15 protein-coding genes are annotated in these 19,243 nt (G+C 71.2%); 10 read left to right on the forward strand and 5 right to left on the reverse strand.

Going from position 1 to position 19,243, the window contains the following annotated elements; translation table 11 throughout:
- Positions 1-262: 262 nt before the first annotated feature.
- From ACFW48_RS07020 to ACFW48_RS07040, 5 genes are all read left to right on the forward strand, one after another.
- Positions 263-1,516 carry an LCP family protein gene (locus ACFW48_RS07020; protein WP_386311169.1) on the forward strand — a complete coding sequence of 418 codons (1,254 nt, stop codon included), beginning with the start codon at positions 263-265 and terminating at the stop codon, positions 1,514-1,516.
- A 271-nt stretch (positions 1,517-1,787) separates the two neighbouring features.
- A complete protein-coding gene (locus ACFW48_RS07025) occupies positions 1,788-3,584 on the forward strand; it encodes an LCP family protein (RefSeq protein WP_386311170.1) in 1,797 nt (598 codons plus the stop codon).
- A gap of 197 nt (positions 3,585-3,781) precedes the next feature.
- A complete protein-coding gene (locus ACFW48_RS07030; RefSeq protein ID WP_386311171.1) occupies positions 3,782-5,482 on the forward strand; it encodes an LCP family protein in 1,701 nt (566 codons plus the stop codon).
- A 205-nt stretch (positions 5,483-5,687) separates the two neighbouring features.
- Positions 5,688-7,421: an LCP family protein gene (locus tag ACFW48_RS07035; protein WP_386311173.1), complete on the forward strand. Its 1,734-nt coding sequence runs from the start codon at positions 5,688-5,690 to the stop codon at positions 7,419-7,421.
- Positions 7,422-7,498: 77 nt separating this feature from the next.
- On the forward strand, positions 7,499-9,121 hold the full coding sequence (locus ACFW48_RS07040) for an LCP family protein (RefSeq protein ID WP_386311175.1): 1,623 nt from the start codon (positions 7,499-7,501) through the stop codon (positions 9,119-9,121).
- An 18-nt stretch (positions 9,122-9,139) separates the two neighbouring features.
- Here the strand turns inward: ACFW48_RS07040 and ACFW48_RS07045 are convergent, their stop codons facing one another.
- Positions 9,140-10,192: a glycosyltransferase family 2 protein gene (locus ACFW48_RS07045; RefSeq protein WP_386311177.1), complete on the reverse strand. Its 1,053-nt coding sequence runs from the start codon at positions 10,190-10,192 to the stop codon at positions 9,140-9,142.
- Positions 10,193-10,465: 273 nt separating this feature from the next.
- Between ACFW48_RS07045 and ACFW48_RS07050 the strand changes: the two genes are divergently transcribed.
- A complete protein-coding gene (locus tag ACFW48_RS07050; protein ID WP_386311178.1) occupies positions 10,466-11,842 on the forward strand; it encodes an LCP family protein in 1,377 nt (458 codons plus the stop codon).
- A gap of 22 nt (positions 11,843-11,864) precedes the next feature.
- On the opposite strand, the gene ACFW48_RS07055 is transcribed toward ACFW48_RS07050, so the two are convergent.
- Positions 11,865-13,151 (reverse strand): LCP family protein, encoded by a 1,287-nt coding sequence (locus ACFW48_RS07055; RefSeq protein WP_386311179.1) that lies wholly within the window; start codon positions 13,149-13,151, stop codon positions 11,865-11,867.
- A 119-nt stretch (positions 13,152-13,270) separates the two neighbouring features.
- Between ACFW48_RS07055 and ACFW48_RS07060 the strand changes: the two genes are divergently transcribed.
- Complete coding sequence (locus tag ACFW48_RS07060) at positions 13,271-13,837, forward strand: acyl-CoA thioesterase (protein ID WP_386311181.1); 567 nt, start codon at positions 13,271-13,273, stop codon at positions 13,835-13,837.
- A gap of 32 nt (positions 13,838-13,869) precedes the next feature.
- On the opposite strand, the gene ACFW48_RS07065 is transcribed toward ACFW48_RS07060, so the two are convergent.
- Complete coding sequence (locus ACFW48_RS07065) at positions 13,870-15,027, reverse strand: acyl-CoA dehydrogenase (protein WP_386311183.1); 1,158 nt, start codon at positions 15,025-15,027, stop codon at positions 13,870-13,872.
- A gap of 181 nt (positions 15,028-15,208) precedes the next feature.
- On the opposite strand from ACFW48_RS07065, the gene ACFW48_RS07070 reads away from it, so the two are divergent.
- Entirely contained in the window at positions 15,209-16,552 is a 1,344-nt protein-coding gene (locus ACFW48_RS07070) for a UDP-glucose dehydrogenase family protein (RefSeq protein WP_386311185.1), read from the forward strand.
- A gap of 113 nt (positions 16,553-16,665) precedes the next feature.
- On the opposite strand, the gene ACFW48_RS07075 is transcribed toward ACFW48_RS07070, so the two are convergent.
- Positions 16,666-17,172 (reverse strand): CGNR zinc finger domain-containing protein, encoded by a 507-nt coding sequence (locus ACFW48_RS07075; protein ID WP_386311187.1) that lies wholly within the window; start codon positions 17,170-17,172, stop codon positions 16,666-16,668.
- Between the two features lie 99 nt (positions 17,173-17,271).
- Between ACFW48_RS07075 and ACFW48_RS07080 the strand changes: the two genes are divergently transcribed.
- Together ACFW48_RS07080 and ACFW48_RS07085 are read left to right on the forward strand one after the other, a co-directional pair.
- Positions 17,272-17,643: a VOC family protein gene (locus tag ACFW48_RS07080; protein WP_386311189.1), complete on the forward strand. Its 372-nt coding sequence runs from the start codon at positions 17,272-17,274 to the stop codon at positions 17,641-17,643.
- A 35-nt stretch (positions 17,644-17,678) separates the two neighbouring features.
- Positions 17,679-18,071 (forward strand): VOC family protein, encoded by a 393-nt coding sequence (locus tag ACFW48_RS07085; RefSeq protein WP_386311191.1) that lies wholly within the window; start codon positions 17,679-17,681, stop codon positions 18,069-18,071.
- Between the two features lie 29 nt (positions 18,072-18,100).
- Here the strand turns inward: ACFW48_RS07085 and ACFW48_RS07090 are convergent, their stop codons facing one another.
- Positions 18,101-19,231, reverse strand: coding sequence for a dipeptidase (locus ACFW48_RS07090; RefSeq protein ID WP_386311193.1), 1,131 nt, complete (start codon positions 19,229-19,231; stop codon positions 18,101-18,103).
- Positions 19,232-19,243 lie beyond the last annotated feature (12 nt).

Below are 19,243 nucleotides of genomic sequence, written 5' to 3' on the forward strand. Positions count from 1 at the left end.
GTACCCCTGGGCGTCGAGGCGAGCGCGTGCCCGTGAGGGGGATGAGGCGTACCCGTGGACGTCGAGGCGGGCGCGCACCCGTGACCGTCCGAGCGAGCGCGTGCCCGTGAGCGGGCGGGGCGAGCGCGTACCCCTGGACGTCGAGGCGAGCGGGTGTCCCTGGCCGTCCGAGCGAGCGCGTACCCGTGAGCGGCCCTGGGCGTCGGGGCGGGCGTGCCCCGTTCGGCTCAGGCCCGCTCCGCCTCTGGCGCTCGCTCGGGTCATGGTCGTAGGAGCGCACGTGTGCGGGACGGAGGGAGACGTGAGCGATGACGACGCAGGCGCGCCCTTCGACGGGGGCGGTGGCAAGGGGGGCCCGACGTCCGGGGCGGGGGCGTCCGCGACCGGGGACGGGCTGCGGCGGCGGCGGCGCAGGCGGCTGCTGGGGCGTTCCGGGATCGTGGTCGCCGTGCTGGCCGTCGGAGCCGTGGGGGTCGGATGGGCGGTGTACGCCAAGCTGGACGGCAACATCACGTCGGACGAGGCGGCGGCGGCCGAACTGGCCCGGTACGAGAAGGAGCGGCCCACCTCGCTGGTCCGCGGCGCCCAGAACGTGTTGCTGATCGGGTCGGACTCGCGGTCCGGTGACGGCAACGAGCGCTACGGGCGGGACGACGGGACCGAGCGGTCGGACACCACGATCCTGCTGCACCTGGCCGCGGGCCGGGACAGCGCCACCGCAGTCTCCCTCCCCCGCGACCTGATGGTGGACGTGCCCGACTGCCGCCGCCCCGACGGGTCACGCACCGAGCCCGTCTTGGCGCAGTTCAACTACGCCTACGAGGTAGGCGGTTCGGCGTGCTCGATCCGTACGGTCGAGAAGCTGACCGGTGTTCGGATCGACCACCACGTGGTCGTCGACTTCCAGGGTTTCAAGGAGCTGGTCGACGCGCTCGACGGCGTCGAGGTGTGCCTGCGGAAACCGGTCGACGACGAGGACGCCAAGCTGAAACTGCCCGCCGGCCGGGTCACGCTCGACGGGGAGCAGGCACTCGGCTACGTCCGCGCCCGCAAGTCGCTCGGTGACGGCAGCGACACCGATCGGATGGACCGGCAGCAGCGTTTCCTGGGGGCGCTCGTCAACAAGGCGCAGAGCAATCACGTACTGCTGAATCCGGTGAAGTTGTATCCCGTTCTGGACGCGGCCACGTCGTCCCTCACGACGGATCCGGACCTGGCGAGTCTGCGTGGTTTGTACGACCTCGTTCGGGGACTGCGCGGCATTCCCACCGAACGCGTGCAATTCCTGACCGTCCCCCGGGAGTCGTACGCGGGCGACGCCAATCGCGACCAACTCGCGGAGCCCGACGCCGAGAAGCTGTTCACCCGCCTGCGGACGGACGAACCCGTGGCGATCGCGGCGGCGGCCGAGCCGGACGCGCCGGCCGGTTCCGGGAACCCCCGCGAACCCGGCGGCGGTGATTCCCCGGCACCGACGTTCAGCGGGAACACCGCCGCGGAGGACATCTGCGAGTAAAGCGCATTCCAAGACGACGCAAGGTGGGCGCGAGGCGGGACGCGGTCGGCACGAAAGAGTGGACAATTGTCCAATAAATGCGCCGGATTGCCCAGTTGTAAGATTCGTGGAATGTGACACTGCCGTCGCCTCGCACCGAATCGGGCGGTTAATGTGAGCGCTCCGGTGTGCCCGGCCACGAGGTTCTGCCCGAGGCCGCGTACCGAGTGAGCGAGACCGTGCGCCTTGAGGGGAAGGCGCCGCGTGGCCCCGACGGAGGATTCGGACAACCGTGGACGCGCAAAGCCGTGGGCGGGCGGAGAACATCGACCCCGCAGACCAGTGGGTACTCAATCCGGACACCGGCGAATACGAACTGCGACTGAGCCCTTCCGCACCGCAGTCGACGGTCCCGGGCCCCCGAACCGCCGCGCCCGGCGGAACCCGCGGTTCCCGCGCTCCCGGCGGATCACGCGCACCCGGCGGGTCACGCGGCCGCGGCGCACAGGCGTCGGCGGCCGCTCCCTCGTCCGCCCCGGACCGTGAGGTCCCCCCTCCCCGCAGACGCCGTGCCGCGCCCGAGGAGCCGCCGCCCGGACGGCGCGGTCGCCGGCGGCCCGCCAAGAAGAAGTCGAAGGGCAAGAAGGTCCTGCTGTGGACCGGCGGCACCACGGCGTTCGTCGTGCTCGCCGTCGGCACGGCCGGATACCTCTACCTGGAGCACCTCAACGACAACATCAAGTCCGTCGCCGACGACGGCGCGAGCACCGGTGGCTTCCAGAAGGACAGGGCGATCAACATCCTGCTGATCGGCACCGACAAGCGCACCGGCGCCGGCAACGAGGGCTACGGCGACACGGGCAGCGCGGGCCACGCCGACACCACGATCCTGCTGCACGTCGCCAAGGACCGCTCCAACGCGACCGCGCTCAGCATCCCCCGCGACCTGATCGTCGACATCCCCGACTGTCCGACCACGCAGGAGGACGGGTCCACGAAGGTCATCCCCGGCTCCACCGGCGTCCGTTTCAACTCGAGCCTCGGCCAGAGCGGCCGTACGCCCAGTTGCACCATGCGGACCGTCACCGAACTGACCGGGGTCACGCCCGACAACTTCATGGTCGCCGACTTCAACGCCGTCAAGACGCTCACCACGGCGGTCGACGGAGTCGAGGTGTGCCTGGCGAAGGACATCGACGACCCCGACTCGCACCTGAAGCTGCCCGCGGGCGAGCACACGATCGAGGGCGAGCAGGCGCTGGCCTTCGTGCGCACCCGGCACTCCGTGGGCTTCGGCGGCGACCTGAGCCGCATCGAGATCCAGCAGCAGTTCCTCAGCGCCCTGATGCGCAAGCTCAAGTCCAACGACACGCTCACCAGCCCGTCGAAAATGGTGAAACTGGCCGAGGCGGCGACCGAGGCGCTGACCGTCGACTCCAAGCTGGACAGCATCGGCAAGTTGAAGGACCTCGGGCTGGAGCTGGGCAAGCTCGACACCAAGAACCTGACCTTCGCCACGGTGCCGGTGAAGGACAACCCGGCCGAGAAGGTCAAGGCGACCGTCGTCCTCCAGGAGGAGCCCGCCCAGCAGGTCTTCGACATGCTCAGGAACGACGTCTCCTTCACCGAGGTCAAGAAGAAGGAGTCGGAGAAGGAGAAGAAGGAGAAGGCCGCCGTCGCCGCCCGGCTGGAGGGCGAGAAGTCCGACCCCTCCGAGATCCGCGTCCGCGTCCTCAACGGCGGCGCCTCCGGCGGCAGCGCCCAGCGGGAGCTGGCCTACCTCCAGACCGAGGCCGGCGTCACCAAGTCCGAGAACGCGGGCAACGCCGACGCGCAGCTCGCCAAGACCACCCTCGAATACGCCCCCGACCAGGCCGATCAGGCCCGCGCCCTCGCCGAGATCCTCGGCCTGTCCGGCGCCGCCATGAAGCCCGGCGAGAGCGTCACCAACGCCCAGGGCCTGCCCACCATGACCCTCACCCTCGGCAAGGACTTCAAGGGCGCCGGGGTCAAACTCGACGCCGCCTCCGCCAAGGCGCCCGAAGAGGTCCAGAAGTCCACGGCGGACAAGGTCGAGTGCGCGAAGTGACCTGACGGGCTCCACGTGCGTCTGACAGTACGACAGTCCATCGGCGCGCCCGGGAGACGGCTGGGACGGAAGCAGCCCTCCGGGACGCGAGCAATTCGTCGGGACCGCCGTACAGCCAACGAGGGGGCCCGTACGTCCAACTGTGCGAACGGGCAGTGCGCAGCGGGGCGTTCGCGGGTCCGCGGGTGGGGAGAGGCATGACGCAGAGTGTGCACGGGGAGGGGACACGACCGGGCGCCGTCCGGCGCGCCCGGGGCGCCCGGGGCGCCCGGGACGGGGGTGGCGGGAGTGGCGCGGGCCCGGGCGGCCAGGGAGGCCCGGGCGGCGGGAACGGCAGGCGGTCCGGGCGGCGGCGGGCCGGACGCCGGCACCGCGCGCTCCGATGGTCCGCGACGACCCTCGCGGTGCTGATACTCGGGACGGCCGGCGCCGGATACCTCTACTACGAGCACCTGAACGGCAACATCGAGAAGGGCGAGCGCAGCAGCGGCGACTCCAAGGCGCACAAGGCCGAGCCGAACGCGGCCGGACAGACGCCGCTGAACATCCTGCTGGTCGGCTCCGACAGCCGCGCCTCCGACGCCAACGTGTCGCTGGGCGGCGGCAAGAACAACCGCGACAACCCGCCGCTGGGCGACGTGCAGATGCTCATCCACCTGGCCGCGGACCGCAAGAGCGCCGCGGTCGTGAGCATCCCCCGCGACACCCGGGTCGACATCCCCGAGTGCACCGATCCGGACAGCGGCGAGAAGTACCCGGCGACCAACACGATCATCAACGAGTCGCTGGGCCGCGGCGGCGCCGGCTGCACCCTGGCCACCTGGGAGAACCTCACCGGCGTCTACATCGACCACTGGATGACGATCGACTTCGCGGGCGTGGTGTCGATGGCGGACGCCGTCGGCGGGGTCGAGGTCTGTGTGAACCAGAACGTGTGGGACCGCCCGCTGCCCGGCGTGCCCGGCGGCTCGGGACTGAAGATGGAGGCCGGTCGGAAGAAGGTGCAGGGCGAGCAGGCGCTCCAGTGGCTGCGCACCCGGCACGCCTGGGGCAGCGACCTGCTGCGGGCCCGGGCCCAGCACATGTACATGAACTCGATGATCCGCACCCTGAAGGGGCAGAACGTCTTCACCGACACGGGCAGGCTGATGGACCTGGCCGAGGCGGCGACGAAGTCCCTGACGGTCTCCGAGGAGATCGGCACGGTCAAGAAGCTCTACGACCTGGGCATGCAGCTCAAGACGGTGCCGACGGACCGCATCACCATGACGACGATGCCCACCGTTCAGGACTCGCGGAACGCGAACCACCTGCTCCCGGCCGGCGACGACGCGGAGCGGGTGTGGGCGATGCTCCGCGACGACGTGTCCTTCGACGACAAGGGCGCCAAGGGCGGCGGCAAGGACGCCGCCGCCGGGGAGGACGCCGGAGAGGGCAGCGGGAAGGACTCCGGCGAGAAGCCCTCCGAGGGCTTGGCCGCCCCCGACTCCGAGATCGGCGTCACCGTCCAGAACGCCACCCGCTCCGCCACCCTCGGTCCGGTCGGCGGCCGTGCGGGCGCGGTCGCCCAGGCGCTGGTGCGCAAGGGCTTCGGCAAGGCGACGAAGGACACCTCGGCCGCGCTGTCCGAGGAAAGGACCGTGGTCCGTTATCCGAGCGCCGAGTTGGCGGGCGACGCCCGGCGCGTCGCCGAGTCACTGGGAATTCCGGCGAGCGCGGTGCGGAAGTCGGCCGACGTGTCCGGGATCACGCTCGTCGTGGGAGCGGACTGGCGCTCCGGCACGTCATACCCGGAACAGAAGACGCCCGAGGCCGGAGACCTGCCGGACACCAGCGACGCCATCAACGGCTCGGACACCAGCAAGTGCATGGACGTGTACAAGCCGTACCGATGGTAGGAGTTCCGGAAAATAGGAGGGAATGCCCTGTTGTAGGGGCGTCGAATGTGGCACCGGTGTCGTTCGACACCGAACTGGACGGATAGTGTGAGCGCTCCAGTGCCCCCGCCGCGAGGTCCGCCCTGGCGTCGTGCACATGTTGACCCTTTATCGTGCGCCTTCCGGCAGAAGGTGCCGCGTGGCCCCGACGGAGGATTGGGAGACCGTGGACGCGCAAGGACGTGGGCGGGCAGATGACGTCGATCCCGCAGATCAGTGGGTACTGAATCCGCGCACCGGTGAATACGAACTGCGACTGCCCCCTTCCGCACCGCAGTCGTCCGTGCCGGGCGCCCGCAGGCCCGCCCCCCGTGACACCGATGCCTCCTCCGCCGGCGGCGGCACCGCCCGTTCGGCACGGCGTACGGCCGCGCCGGGCCGGGAGGTCCCGCCCCAGCGGCGGCGCCGTCCGGCGCCCGAGGAGCCGGGGCGGCGCGGACGCCGGCCGGCGAAGAAGTCGAAGGGCAAGAAGGCCCTGCTGTGGGTCGGCGGCTCCACCGCGTTCGTCGTCCTCGTGGCCGGCGTCGGCGGCTACGTCTACCTCAAGCACCTCGAGGGCAACGTCTCGACGACGGACGTCGGCAACGCCGGAAGCAGCAGCTTCAGCAAGGACGAGGCCTTCAACATCCTCATCATCGGCACCGACAAACGCACCGGAGCCGGCAACGAGGGCTACGGCGACGCCGGCAGCGTCGGCCACGCGGACACCACGATCCTGCTGCACGTCGCCAAGGACCGCTCCAACGCGACCGCGCTCAGCATCCCCCGCGACCTGATCGTCGACATCCCCGACTGCGAGACCACGCAGGAGGACGGCTCGTCGGAGATCGTCCCCGGTGAGCAGGGCGTCCGCTTCAACCGGAGCCTCGGCGAGGGCGGCCGGAACGCGGGCTGCACGATGCGCACCGTCAAGGAGGCGACCGGCATCAAGCCGGACCACTTCATGATGGCCGACTTCAACGCGGTCAAGACGCTCACCACCGCCGTCGACGGCGTCGACGTCTGCGTGGAGAACGCCGTCGACGACCCGAAGTCCCACCTCAAGCTGCCCGCGGGCGAGTCCAGGGTCGAGGGCGAGCAGGCCCTCGCCTTCGTCCGTACCCGGCACGCCTTCGGCAACGAGGGCGACCTGGACCGCATCAAGGTGCAGCAGCAGTTCCTGGGCTCGCTCATGCGGAAGATGTCCTCCAGCGACACTCTCACCAGTCCCACGAAGCTGGTGAAGCTCGCCGAGGCCGCCACCAAGGCGCTGACCGTGGACGAGCCCATCGGCAACGTGGGCACGCTCAAGGACATCGCCCTGGAGCTGAAGAAGGTGCCGACGAAGAACATCACGTTCCTGACGGTGCCGGTGATCGACAACCCCGCCGAGAAGGTCAAGGCGACGGTCGTCCCCAATCCGTCGGAGGCGCCCCAGATCTTCGACATGATCAGGAACGACATCTCCTTCACCGAGGTCAAGAAGCAGGAGAAGAAGGAGAAGGCCGCCGTCGCCGCCCGGCTCGAGGGCGAGAAGTCCGACCCCGCCGAGGTGCGCGTCCGCGTCATGAACGGCGGCGCCCCGGCCGGCAGCGCCCAGAAGGAGCTCCAGTACCTCCAGACGGAGGCGGGCGTCACCAAGTCCGAGAACGCGGGCAACGCCGACGCGGAGGTCGCCAAGACCACCCTCGAATACGCCCCCGACCAGGCGGCCCAGGCCCGCGCCCTCGCCGAGATCCTCGGCCTGTCCGGCGCCGCCATGAAGCCCGGCGAGAGCGTCACCAACGCCCAGGGCCTGCCCACCATGACCCTCACCCTCGGCAAGGACTTCAAGGGCGCCGGAGTCAAACTCGACGCCGCCTCCCTCAAGACGCCGGACGTGGAGAAGTCCACAGCCGACCAGAAGCAGTGCGCCAGTTGACCTGACGGGCCTGCCGTACGTCTCACAGGACGGCGACGGGCCCGCGCGGTGGCGCGGGGGTGGGGAGGGACGCGGACATGACGCGGAGCAGTGTGCGGGGGGAGGACACGCGACAGGGCGCACCGGACGCCCCCGAGCGTGCCGAGGCGGACGGGAAGGCGGAGAGCGAGGAAGGCGACGGCGGCGCCGAGGCGGGCAGACGCCGGCCCCGCAGGGGACGCCGGGTGCTGCGCTGGACGGCGGTGACGCTCGCCGTGCTCATGGCCGGTACGGCCGGCGCCGGTTACCTCTACTACGAGCACCTCAACGACAACATCAAGAAGGACCCCCTGAACCTGGGCGACAACAAGGTCGCCGCCCCGACGCCGAACGCGGCCGGGCAGACCCCGCTGAACATCCTCGTCATCGGATCGGACGCGCGGGACAGCGAGGCGAACCAGCAACTCGGCGGCGCCCGCGAGACGTTCGGCTCCACGCCGCTGGCGGACGTGCAGATGCTGGTGCACCTGTCCGCCGACCGCAGCAACATGTCGGTCGTCAGCATGCCGCGCGACACCCTCGTGAAGATCCCCAAGTGCACCGACCCGGACGACGGGAAGGTCTACCCGGCGAGCGAGGGCCGGGTGATGACCAACCGGAGCCTCGGACACGGCGGCCCCGGCTGCACGGTGGCCACCTGGCAGGAGCTGACCGGCATCCACATCGACCACTTCGTGATGGTCGACTTCGCGGGCGTGGTGTCGATGGCGGACGCCGTCGGCGGCGTCCCGGTCTGCGTGGACGCCAACATCCACTCGCGCGACGGTCAGGGCCACGGCTCCGGCCTGAAGCTGGAGAAGGGCACGCACCCGGTCAAGGGCGAGCAGGCCCTGCAGTGGCTGCGCACCCGCTACGGCTTCGAGGACGGCAGCGACCTCGCGCGGGCCAAGGCCCAGCACATGTACCTGAACTCGATGGTCCGGACGCTGCGCGAGAACGCCACCCTGAGCAGCCCGAACAAGCTGCGCAGGCTGGCCGAGGAGGCCACCCGGGCGCTCACGGTCGACCCGGGCCTCGACACCGTCAAGAAGCTGTACGACCTCAGCGACGAGCTGCGCGAGGTGAAGCCGGAGCGCATCACCATGACCACGATGCCCAACCGGTACGTGGGCGCCCGCGTGGAGCCGACCGAGGACGCGGAGCAGCTGTTCCGGCTGGTGCGCGAGGACATCGCGCTGGACGGCAAGGACGCGAAGAAGAAGGCGGCCGACGAGGAGGCGGCGGACGTCTCGGACGACCCGGCCGCCGCCGACGACGAGATCGCGGTCCAAGTGCGCAACGGCACCCGCACGGACCGCCTCGGCGTGGCCCGCGGGCGCGCGAACACGGTCGCCGGGCTGCTGGTGGAGCAGGGCTTCGCCAAGGCCGTCGCGGACCCGTCGGTACTGCCGAGCGAGGACCGTACGGTCGTCCGCTACCCGAGCGCCGACCTGGAGGGCGACGCACAGCGGGTCGCCAAGGCCCTGGGGATTCCGGTGGGTTCGGTGCAGCGGTCGACCGACGTCTCGGGTGTCACGCTCGTCGTGGGCGCCGACTGGCGCGAGGGGACGACGTACAGGGCGCCCGCGTCCGACGACCGGACCCCGGAGTCGGCCGAGGCCCTCAACGGCGCGGACGAGAGCGCCTGCATGCACGTGAACCCGGCGTTCACCTGGTCCTGAGCCTGATCCGGCCCGGCGTCACCTGGTCCCGGCGGCGTCGGTGTCGGCGGCCGGCCGCACCGCCGGGCGCCGTGAGGCGATGACCCGCTTGGCCAGCGACCGCGGGCTGGTCAGGAAGCCCCAGCCCCAGGACATGTGCATGGTCGCCAGCGCCACCGGGATCTGCGCCCGCGCCTTCAGCCCCAGGCCCCTGCCCGCCGGGACCGAGCCGGCGGCGATCGCGACCAGGTAACCGCCGGGGATCACGAAGCCCCACGGGGTCAGCGCCGCGCCCACCACGACGCCGGCCGCGATGGCGCACACGGCCGTCGGCGGGGCGAGGTAGCGCAGGTTGATGGAGCCGGAGTGGTAGCGGGCGACGACGTGCCGCCAGCGGCCGTAGTCCTTGTACTGCTTGGCCAGCGCCCGCACGCTCGGACGCGGGCGGTAGGACACCTTCAGCTCCGGCGAGAACCAGATCAGGCCGCCGGCCTCGCGGATACGGAAGTTCAGCTCCCAGTCCTGGGCGCGGATGAACTCCTCGTTGTAGCCGCCCTGCCGCTCCAGCGCCTCGCGGCGGAACACCCCCAGGAACACGGTCTCGGCGGGGCCCGCCTGGCCGCCCGTGTGGAAGGCGGCGTTGCCCACGCCGATCTTCGACGTCATCGCGGCGGCGACGGCGTCCTCCCAGGCGTTCTCACCCTCGGCGTGCATGATGCCGCCGACGTTCTGCGCGCCGGTCTCCTCAAGGAGCCGTACGGCCGTGGCGATGTAGTTCGGCGAGAGCATGCCGTGGCCGTCGACGCGGACGACGACCGGATGGCGGGAGGCCTTGATCGCGGCGTTCAGCGCGGCGGGCGTACGGCCGGTGGGATTCGGCACGGTGTGCACGCGCGGATCCTCGGCGACGAGCTCTGCGGCGATCTCGTCCGTACGGTCCGCGGAGGGACCGAGGGCGATCACGACCTCCATCTCGCCGGCGTACTCCTGGGCGAGGATGGCGCGGACTGAGCCGCGCAGATGCCGCTCCTCGTTGAGGACGGGCATGATCACGGAAACGGCGGGCAGCCGCACGTCGGACTTGGCGTTCATCGGTGCTCACGTTACCGCGAACGGGGGACACGGGTGCGCGCCGCGGGGGTCACAGCCCCGGGCAGCAGATCGTATGGGCCTACGGTGCTCACGGATCCCACGTCCGGCCGCACGGCCCGTCCCCGCGGAGGTGTCACCTTGCCCACGCCGCCCCGCTCCCCCCGGGTCCCGGCCTCGTCCCCCCGTGGCGGCCCGCCACCGCAGCGCGGCGGCCCGCGTCCGTCCCGCCGCCCGCCGAGGCCCCCCGTACGGCGGAAGAAGCCGCGCTGGGCCATGCGGGCGGTGACCGCCCTGTCCGTGGTGGTGCTCGCCTCCGCCGGAATCGGGCACGCGGTGCTCTCCGGCCTGGACTCGGACATCTCGCGGGTCGACGCCTTCAAGGACATGAAGAACCGGCCGCGGGCGGGCGACGGCATGAACGTCCTGCTGGTCGGCACCGACGGCCGCGACCGGATCAGCGAGGAGGAACGGCAGAAGTACCGCCTCGGCGGCGCGCCCTGCCACTGCACCGACACGATCATGATCGTGCACATCTCGGAGGACCGGGAGCGCGCGAGCGTGGTCAGCCTGCCGCGCGACTCCTACGCCGAGACGCCCGACCACACCGACCGCACCACCGGAGAGCACCACAAGGGGCACCCCCTCAAGCTGAACGCGGCCTACGCGGAGGGCGGCCCGCAGCTGACCATCCGCACCGTGGAGAGCATGACCCGCGTGAAGATCGACCACTACCTGGAGGTCGACTTCACCAGCTTCATGAAGACGGTGGACGTCCTCGGCGGTGTGCAGATCTGCACCGTCCAGCCGCTCAAGGACAGCTACACCGGGCTCGACCTGCCGGCCGGCACCCACGAGCTGACGGGCGGGCAGGCGCTGCAGTACGTCCGCGCCCGCCACCTCGACGGGGCCTCGGACCTCAGCCGGATGAAGCGCCAGCAGCGCTTCCTGGCCGCCCTGATCGACCGGGCGACCTCCTCGGGGCTCCTGCTGAACCCGCTGAAGTTCCGCGACGTCACCCAGGCGGTGCTGGGCTCGGTGCGGGCCGACGAGGGCTTCGGCACCGACGAGCTGCTGGCGCTCGGGCGGGCTATGCGGAACTTCTCGCCGTCCTCGTCCGAGTTCACCACCGTGCCGATCGGGCAGATGGGCTACGCCGTCAAGGGCGTCGGTTCGACCCTGAAGTGGGACCCGGCCAAGTCCGAGCGGATCTTCGACGCCCTGCGCGAGGACGAGCCGCTGGCCGCCCCCAAGCCGAAGCCGAAGGGTCCGGCGCCGGTCCGGGTCCCGGTGGACCCGAAGCAGATCCGGGTCCAGGTGGAGAACGGCACGCACACCCGGGGACTCGGCAAGCGGGTCGACGACGCGCTGGCCGCGACCGGGTTCCGCACCACCCGGGCACCCCGGAACGCCACCGACCGCGCGGTCGAGCGGACCGTCGTCGCCTTCGACCCCCGCTGGGACCGCTCGGCGAAGTCGCTGGCCGCCGCCCTGCCCGGCAGCGAGCTGCGGCCGGTCAAGGGCCAGGGACCGACGCTGAAGGTGGTCGCGGGCGCCGACTTCAAGGAGGTCGTGAAGGTGAAGCCGGCGGACCCGCCGCAGGAGTCCGGCACGGTGGTGCGGGGCGACGAGGTGGTGTGCGGGAAGAAGTGACCCGCTGGGGGCCCCTCCGGCCTCAGTTGCCGGAGACGGTGACCTTCTCGTCGTTCTTCAGCTGCTCGACCAGCTTCTTCACCTTGGCGTCGTCCCACTTGAGGTTTCCGCCGACGCTGCCCGAGACCGGCATGTTCATCGACGTGCCGTCGCCGCCGCTGACGCTCTTCATCGCCCAGAACATGCTCGCCAGGTCGAACAGGCCCATGTCCTTGTCGACGATGAGGGAGTCCAGGCCGGCGCCCATGGTCGGGTACAGCTTGAACGGGTTGAGGACGGTCGACGGGGTGGCCACCTGGCTCGCCAGCGCCGACAGGAACTTCTGCTGGTTCTTGGTGCGGTCCAGGTCGGAGCCGGCCAGCGCGTACCGGGTACGGACGAAGGCGAGGGCGTCCTGGCCGTCCAGGGTCTGCTTGCCCTTCTTCAAGTCGGCGCCGGACTTGGGGTCCTTGATGTCCTGCGGGATGTCCATCTCGACGCCGCCGACCGCGTCCACGATGTTCGCGAAGCCGGCGAAGCCGATCTCCACGTAGTGGTCCAGGCGCAGCCCGGTGTTGTGCTCGATGGTGCGCACCAGCAGCTCGGGGCCGTCCTCCGCGTACGCGGCGTTCAGCTTCACGTGCCGGCCCGTGCCCTTGTACGTCTTGCCGGACTCGGAGCCGACGAAGCTCGGGATCTCCACGTCCGAGTCACGGGGCAGCGAGATCAGCGTCGAGCCGTTGTCCCCGGTGTGCAGGATCATCATCGAGTCGGTGCGCTTGCCCTCGGCGGAGCCGGTGTGCAGGTCCTTCTTCTGCTCGTCGGTCATGCCCTCGCGGCTGTCGGAGCCGACGATCAGGTAGTTCGTGCCCTCGCCGGCGCCCGGCCGCTCGATGACCTTGGACAGGTCCACCTCGCGGTTGAGCTTGGAGTCGGCCCAGAAGTACGTGCCGACGGTGGTGACGACCAGCGCGGTCACCAGCGTGATCGCGGTCCACTTGATCCGGCGGCGCCAGTCCGGCGCGGGCCGGCCCGGGCCTCGGCCGCCGGGGCCGGGGCCTCGGCCGCCGGGGCTGCCGTAGACCTGGCCGGTGTTGTAGCCGCTGTCGTACTGGTCCTGGCCGCCGTAGCCCTGGCCGTCGACGTACGACGGCTGCTGCGGCACCCCGGCGCCGTACGGCGGGGCCGACGGGCCCGGGCCGGGCGGCGGCGCCGCGCCGCGGCGGACCTGCCGCATCACGCGCGCGCTCTCGGGCCGTGCGCTCGCGCTGCCGCGTCCGTACCGGCCGGCGCGGTTGTCACCGGACCATCCCTCGGGCCAATCATTCATGGGCACCAGTGTGCAGGTCCGCGCTACGGGCCATACAAGGGTCGTCGGAAAATCAGGTCAGTGCTGTTGCGAAGCTGACACAAATTACTCGGATGTCGTCCCGGCATAAGGTGGAGGCCATGACAGACCAGGCAGAACAGGCCTCGGCCGCGCAGTCGGCGACTCCGGAGATCCCGGGCAAGCCGACCTCGGCGTCCCGCACCACCCTCAGCCACATCATGACCCACAGCGACACCAACCTCCTGGGCACGGTGCACGGCGGAGTGATCATGAAGCTCGTCGACGACGCGGCGGGCGCCGTGGCCGGACGGCACTCCGGCGGCCCCGCCGTCACCGCGTCGATGGACGAGATGGCCTTCCTCGAACCGGTCCGCGTCGGCGACCTCGTCCATGTGAAGGCCCAGGTCAACTGGACCGGCCGCTCCTCCATAGAGGTCGGCGTCCGGGTCCTGGCCGAACGCTGGAACGAGTCCACCCCCGCCACCCAGGTCGGCTCGGCGTACCTGGTCTTCGCCGCGGTCGACGCGGACGGCAAGCCGCGCACGGTCCCGCCGGTCCTCCCGGAGACCGAGAAGGACAAGCGCCGCTACCAGGAGGCCCAGATCCGCCGCACCCACCGCCTGGCCCGCCGCCGCGCGATCATGGAGCTGCGGGAGCGGCGGGTGGCGGAGGGGTTCGACGACTGAGCGCCGGGCCGGCGGCGTGAGCCGTGTGCCGGCTACGGCAGGTTGCGGGCCATCACGATCCGCTGGACCTGGTTGGTGCCCTCGTAGATCTGCGTGATCTTCGCGTCGCGCATCATGCGCTCCACCGGGTAGTCACGGGTGTAGCCGTAGCCGCCGAGGAGCTGGACCGCGTCCGTGGTGACCTCCATGGCCACGTCGGAGGCGAAGCACTTGGCGGCGGCGCCCTGGAAGGTGAGGTCGCTGTCGCCGCGCTGGGACTTTGCCGCCGCGGCGTACGTCAGCTGACGGGCCGCCTCGATCTTCATGGCCATGTCGGCGAGCATGAACTGGATGCCCTGGAAGTCGGCGATCGGCTTGCCGAACTGCTTGCGCTCCTGGACGTAGCCCTTGGCGTAGTCGAGGGCGCCCTGGGCGATGCCGAGGGCCTGGGCGGCGATGGTGATGCGGGTGTGGTCCAGCGTCTTCATCGCGGTGGCGAAGCCGGTGCCCTCCTCGCCGATCATGCGGTCGGCGGGGATGCGGACGTTGTCGAGGTAGACCTCGCGCGTGGGCGAGCCCTTGATGCCGAGCTTCTTCTCCGGGGCGCCGAAGGAGACGCCCTCGTCGGACTTCTCGACGACGAAGGCGGAGATGCCCTTGGAGCGCTTGGCGGGGTCGGTGACGGCCATCACCGTGTAGTACTCGGACTCGCCGGCGTTGGTGATCCAGCGCTTGACGCCGTTGAGGACCCAGAAGTCGCCGTCGCGGACGGCCTTGGTCTTCATGCCGGCCGCGTCGGAGCCCGCGTCGGGCTCGGAGAGGCAGTAGGAGAACATGCCGTCGCCCTTGGCGAGCGGGGTCATGTACTTCTTCTTCAGCTCCTCGGAGCCGGAGAGGATCACCGGCAGGGAGCCGAGCTTGTTCACCGCCGGGATGAGGGAGGACGACGCGCAGACGCGGGCGACCTCCTCGATGACGATCACCGTGGCGAGGGCGTCGGCGCCCGCGCCGCCGTACTCCTCGGGGACGTGCACCGCGTGCAGGTCGTTCGCGGTCAGGGCGTCGAGGGCCTCCCGCGGGAAGCGGGCCTCCTCGTCCACCGCTGCGGCGTGCGGCGCGATCTTCGCCTCGGCCAGCGCGCGGACGGCGTCCCGGAGCATGTCGTGCTCCTCGGACGGGCGGTACAGGTCGAAGTCAGCCGATCCGGCCAAGGTCTCTCACGCTCCAAAACGCTGTGATGCTGGGCACGCTAACTACCGTTAAGTAACCCAAATTTTAGAGCCCTCTCCGCGTCCGTGGATAGGTGAGCTTGACGACAGCCGACCGGGGGGCCTCCCCGGTGTCCCGGATATGCTCGGGCGCGCACCTCCGCCGTACACCTCTGGAGCACCCATGGCCCTCAAGATCACCGTGATCGGCACCGGCTATCTCGGCGCGACCCACGCGGCGGCCATGGCCGAGCTGGGGTTCGAGGTGCTGGGCCTGGACGTGGTGCCCGAGAAGATCGAGATGCTCCAGCGCGGCCAGGTCCCGATGTACGAGCCGGGGCTGGAGGAACTGCTGGGCAAGCACGTCGCCGGGATCGAGGGCTCCAGCGGGCGGCTGCGCTTCACCACCGACTTCGCCGAGGTCGCCGCCTTCGGCGACGTGCACTTCCTGTGCGTGAACACGCCGCAGAAGCATGGCGAGTACGCCTGTGACATGTCGTACGTCGAGTCGGCGCTGGCCTCGCTCGCGCCGCATCTGACCGGTCCCGCGCTCGTCGTCGGCAAGTCGACCGTGCCCGTGGGCTCCGCCGACCGGCTGGCCCGCTACCTCGCCGAGCACGCGCCGGCCGGTGACGGCGCCGAGCTGGCCTGGAACCCGGAGTTCCTGCGCGAGGGCTTCGCCGTGCAGGACACGCTGCACCCCGACCGGATCGTGGTGGGCGTGCGCAGCGAGCGGGCGGAGAAGCTGCTGCGCGAGGTGTACGCGACGCCGGTGGCGGAGGGCTCGCCCTTCGTCGTCACCGACTTCCCGACGGCCGAGCTGGTGAAGACCTCCGCGAACTCCTTCCTCGCCACCAAGATCTCCTTCATCAACGCGATGGCCGAGGTGTGCGAGGCCGCCGACGGTGACGTCGCGAAGCTGGCGGAGGCGATCGGGTACGACGACCGGATCGGGAAGAAGTTCCTGCGGGCCGGGATCGGCTTCGGCGGCGGCTGTCTGCCGAAGGACATCCGGGCGTTCATGGCGCGCGCCGGTGAGCTGGGCGCCGACCAGGCGCTCACCTTCCTGCGCGAGATCGACTCGATCAACATGCGCCAGCGTGGCCAGATGGTGGAGCTGACCCGGCAGGCGCTGGGCGGCGGCCCCTTCCTCGGCAAGCGGGTCGCGGTGCTGGGTGCCACCTTCAAGCCCGACTCGGACGACGTACGGGACTCGCCCGCGCTGAACGTCGCCGGGCAGGTCCACCTCCAGGGCGCCCAGGTGACGGTGTACGACCCCAAGGGCATGGAGAACGCCCGGCGGCTGTTCCCGACGCTCGGCTACGCCGACTCCGCGCTGGAGGCGGTGCGGGGCGCCGACGTCGTCCTGCACCTGACGGAGTGGCGGGAGTTCCGCGAGCTGGACCCGGGCGCGCTGGGCGAGGCCGTGACGGCCCGGGTGATCCTGGACGGGCGCAACGCCCTGGACCCGCAGGCCTGGCGGAAGGCCGGCTGGACGTACCGGGCGATGGGCCGTCCGACCGCGTAGCCCGTACCCGGTGAACGGGTGACGCCGGTTCGGCCGAGGCTCAGTCGGCCGAACCGGCGTCTTCCGCATTCTGCATCACGGGGCGGCCCGGCGGCCGGTGAAGCCCCTGTGGATCACGCCTCCTTGGCCCGGTACCGGCGCATCTTGGCGCGCGCCCCGCACACCTGCATCGAGCACCAGCGGCCGCGTCCGGCCGGGCTGCGGTCGTAGTACGCCCAGTGGCAGTCGGCGGCCTCGCAGGCCTTCAGCCGGATCCAGGTGCCCGCGACCAGCGCCTCGGCGACGGCGGTGGCGACACGGGCGATCAACGAACCGTCCCGGGCCGGGGCCAGTGCGGCGGAGCCGTCGGCCGCGTCGACCGTCACCACCAGCGGGGCCCCGGCGAGCAGCTCGCCGAGCGGGGTCACCGTGCGGTGCGGCGGATGGCCGGCGTGGGCGAGCAGGGTCGCGCGCAGGGACTCGCGCAGCTCGCGGGCCCCGGGGACGTCGTCCTCCGTCAGGCCGAACCGCGCCCGGCCCTCCGGTGTGTCCAGCGAGTCGGCGCCCGTCTCGATGTCCAGCGTGTTCACCAGGGTCTCGACCAGGTCCAGGCCGCCCGGTGCGGGCGATCTCTCACTCATGCTTGCGACGTTACCGCCAATAAGGCAGCATGCAGTAACCGTTACTGGTTACCCGCGCCTTGCCGGTAACCGAAGTACGCGGACTTCAAGGAGGAAGTCATGGCTGTCGCCGAACTGGGCGTCGTCGTCCTGGACTGTCCCGACCCCCGAGCACTGGCCCGCTTCTACGCCGACGTCCTCGGCGGCACCGTCGAGGACAAGAGCGACGACCAGTACGAGTGGGTCGACCTGAACCTGCCCGGCGGGCAGACGCTGGCCTTCCAGGGCTCCCCCGGCTACGTACCGCCGAAGTGGCCCGGGCCCGACGGCGCGCAGCAGTTCCACCTCGACCTCGACGTGAAGGACCTGGACGCGGCGGAGAAGGCCGTGCTGGAGCTGGGCGCGAGGCCGCTGGACGCGGAGGACCGGGCCCGGACCTTCCGGGTTTACGCGGACCCGGCCGGGCACCCGTTCTGCCTCTGCGCCTGCTGAGCGAGACCCAGACCGCCCACACCGGAAGGTTCCCCATGGCACCCGTGGCACGTTTGCGTTCCGTCGTCGTCGACTGTCCCGAGCCCCGTGAACTGGCCCGCTTCTACGCGCAGGTCGGCGGCGGCACCCCCGAGGAGCAGGACCCCGACTGGGTGGTGCTCCAGGTGCCCGGCGGGCCGCGGCTGTCCTTCCAGCGGGCGCCGGGGCTCACCGCGCCGGAGTGGCCGCGCGCCGACCGCAACGCCCAGCAGTTCCACCTCGACTTCGACGGCGGGGCGACCTGGGAGGAGATGGACGCGGCGCACGAGAAGGTGCTCGCGCTGGGCGCCCGGCCGCTGGACCTGGAGGACCGGGAGAAGAAGGACTTCATGGTGTACGCCGACCCGGCGGGGCATCCGTTCTGCCTGTGCCGGATCGAGCACGCGTGACGGTCGCACGTGACGGTCACGCGTGACGGTCATCCGTCGAGTTCGGCGATCGTCGCCGTCGAAGGCTCCCGGCGTAGCTGTGCCGCGCGGGCGGTGAACGCCGCTCCCCGCAGTACGCGCTGCACGTTGCCCCAGGTCAGCAGGGCCACGTCCGACTCGGCCCAGCCGCGTCGCAGCAGCTCGGCGATGAGCCGGGGGTAGCAGGAGGCGTCACCTAGCTCCAGCGGATGGGCGGTGCCGGCGTCGTAGGTGCCGGACAGGCCGACGCTCTCCGGGCCGGCCACCGTGCGGACGTGGTCCAGGTGGTCGGCGACGTCCCGGACGGTCGGGCCGGTCTGCTCGGCGGTCAGCGGCACCATGCACAGGCCCCCGGCCGCGCCCAGCTCGACGAGCAGGTCGTCGGGGAGGTTGGCGGGGTGCGGTCGCAGGGCGCGGGCGGCGGAGCGGGTGCACAGCGCCGGCGCCTTGGAGACGGCGAAGGTACGGCGGATGGTCTCGGCGGAGGCGCCGGAGAGGTCGGTGACGACACCGAGCCGGTTCATCTCGCGGACGACCTCCTCGCCGAACCGGGTCAGCCCCGTCTCGTTCGCCCAGGTCGCCCCGGTCAGCGTGATCACGCGCAGGCCGAGGGCGTGCAGGGAACGCAGGATGCCGAGGCAGTCCCCGAGGGCGGCGGCGCCGGCGGGGCCGGGCAGCACGGCGACCCGGCCGCAGTTGCGGGCGTCGATGGCCTGCCCGGCGTCGTACGCCAGGCGCAGCCCCTCCGGATGGGCCCGGACGACCATCTTGACCAGGTCCAGCTGCTCCATGGTGGCGCCGACGGCCCGGTCCCCGTCGATGGCGTCGGGCAGGTGCAGCGACCAGAACAACGCCCCCACATGGCCTTGGCGGAGCCGGGGCACGTCCGTGTCGACGGCGCTCTCGCCGAGCTCCAGGTCGTACCAGGGCAGGTGCTTGAGCGCCCAGGGCAGGCCGCTGTAGCCGTCGGCGACGGGGTGGGCGGCCAGCACGGCGTGCGCCCGGGTGAGCGGCTCGTCGTCGGGGTCGGACACGGGCGCGTAGGGCTCCGGCGGGAAGGCCTCCGCGGCAGGCGGCACGGGCAGGTCGACGAGTCCGCCGGCCTCGGTGCTGGTGTGCAGGTCGTCCTGGAGGTCTGCCATGGCGGGCTCCGT

It is taken from the genome of Streptomyces sp. NPDC058812 (assembly GCF_042744565.1).
Lineage (GTDB): Bacteria > Actinomycetota > Actinomycetes > Streptomycetales > Streptomycetaceae > Streptomyces > Streptomyces thinghirensis.

Coding starts and splice junctions, on each gene's coding strand:
- ACFW48_RS07020 (WP_386311169.1), top strand. CDS start 263: ATGGTCGTAGGAGCGCACGTGTGCGGGACGGAGGGAGACGTGAGCGAT.
- ACFW48_RS07030 (WP_386311171.1), top strand. CDS start 3,782: ATGACGCAGAGTGTGCACGGGGAGGGGACACGACCGGGCGCCGTCCGG.
- ACFW48_RS07040 (WP_386311175.1), top strand. CDS start 7,499: ATGACGCGGAGCAGTGTGCGGGGGGAGGACACGCGACAGGGCGCACCG.
- ACFW48_RS07045 (WP_386311177.1), bottom strand. CDS start 10,192: ATGAACGCCAAGTCCGACGTGCGGCTGCCCGCCGTTTCCGTGATCATG.
- ACFW48_RS07050 (WP_386311178.1), top strand. CDS start 10,466: ATGCGGGCGGTGACCGCCCTGTCCGTGGTGGTGCTCGCCTCCGCCGGA.
- ACFW48_RS07055 (WP_386311179.1), bottom strand. CDS start 13,151: ATGAATGATTGGCCCGAGGGATGGTCCGGTGACAACCGCGCCGGCCGG.
- ACFW48_RS07060 (WP_386311181.1), top strand. CDS start 13,271: ATGACAGACCAGGCAGAACAGGCCTCGGCCGCGCAGTCGGCGACTCCG.
- ACFW48_RS07070 (WP_386311185.1), top strand. CDS start 15,209: ATGGCCCTCAAGATCACCGTGATCGGCACCGGCTATCTCGGCGCGACC.
- ACFW48_RS07075 (WP_386311187.1), bottom strand. CDS start 17,172: ATGAGTGAGAGATCGCCCGCACCGGGCGGCCTGGACCTGGTCGAGACC.
- ACFW48_RS07080 (WP_386311189.1), top strand. CDS start 17,272: ATGGCTGTCGCCGAACTGGGCGTCGTCGTCCTGGACTGTCCCGACCCC.
- ACFW48_RS07085 (WP_386311191.1), top strand. CDS start 17,679: ATGGCACCCGTGGCACGTTTGCGTTCCGTCGTCGTCGACTGTCCCGAG.
- ACFW48_RS07090 (WP_386311193.1), bottom strand. CDS start 19,231: ATGGCAGACCTCCAGGACGACCTGCACACCAGCACCGAGGCCGGCGGA.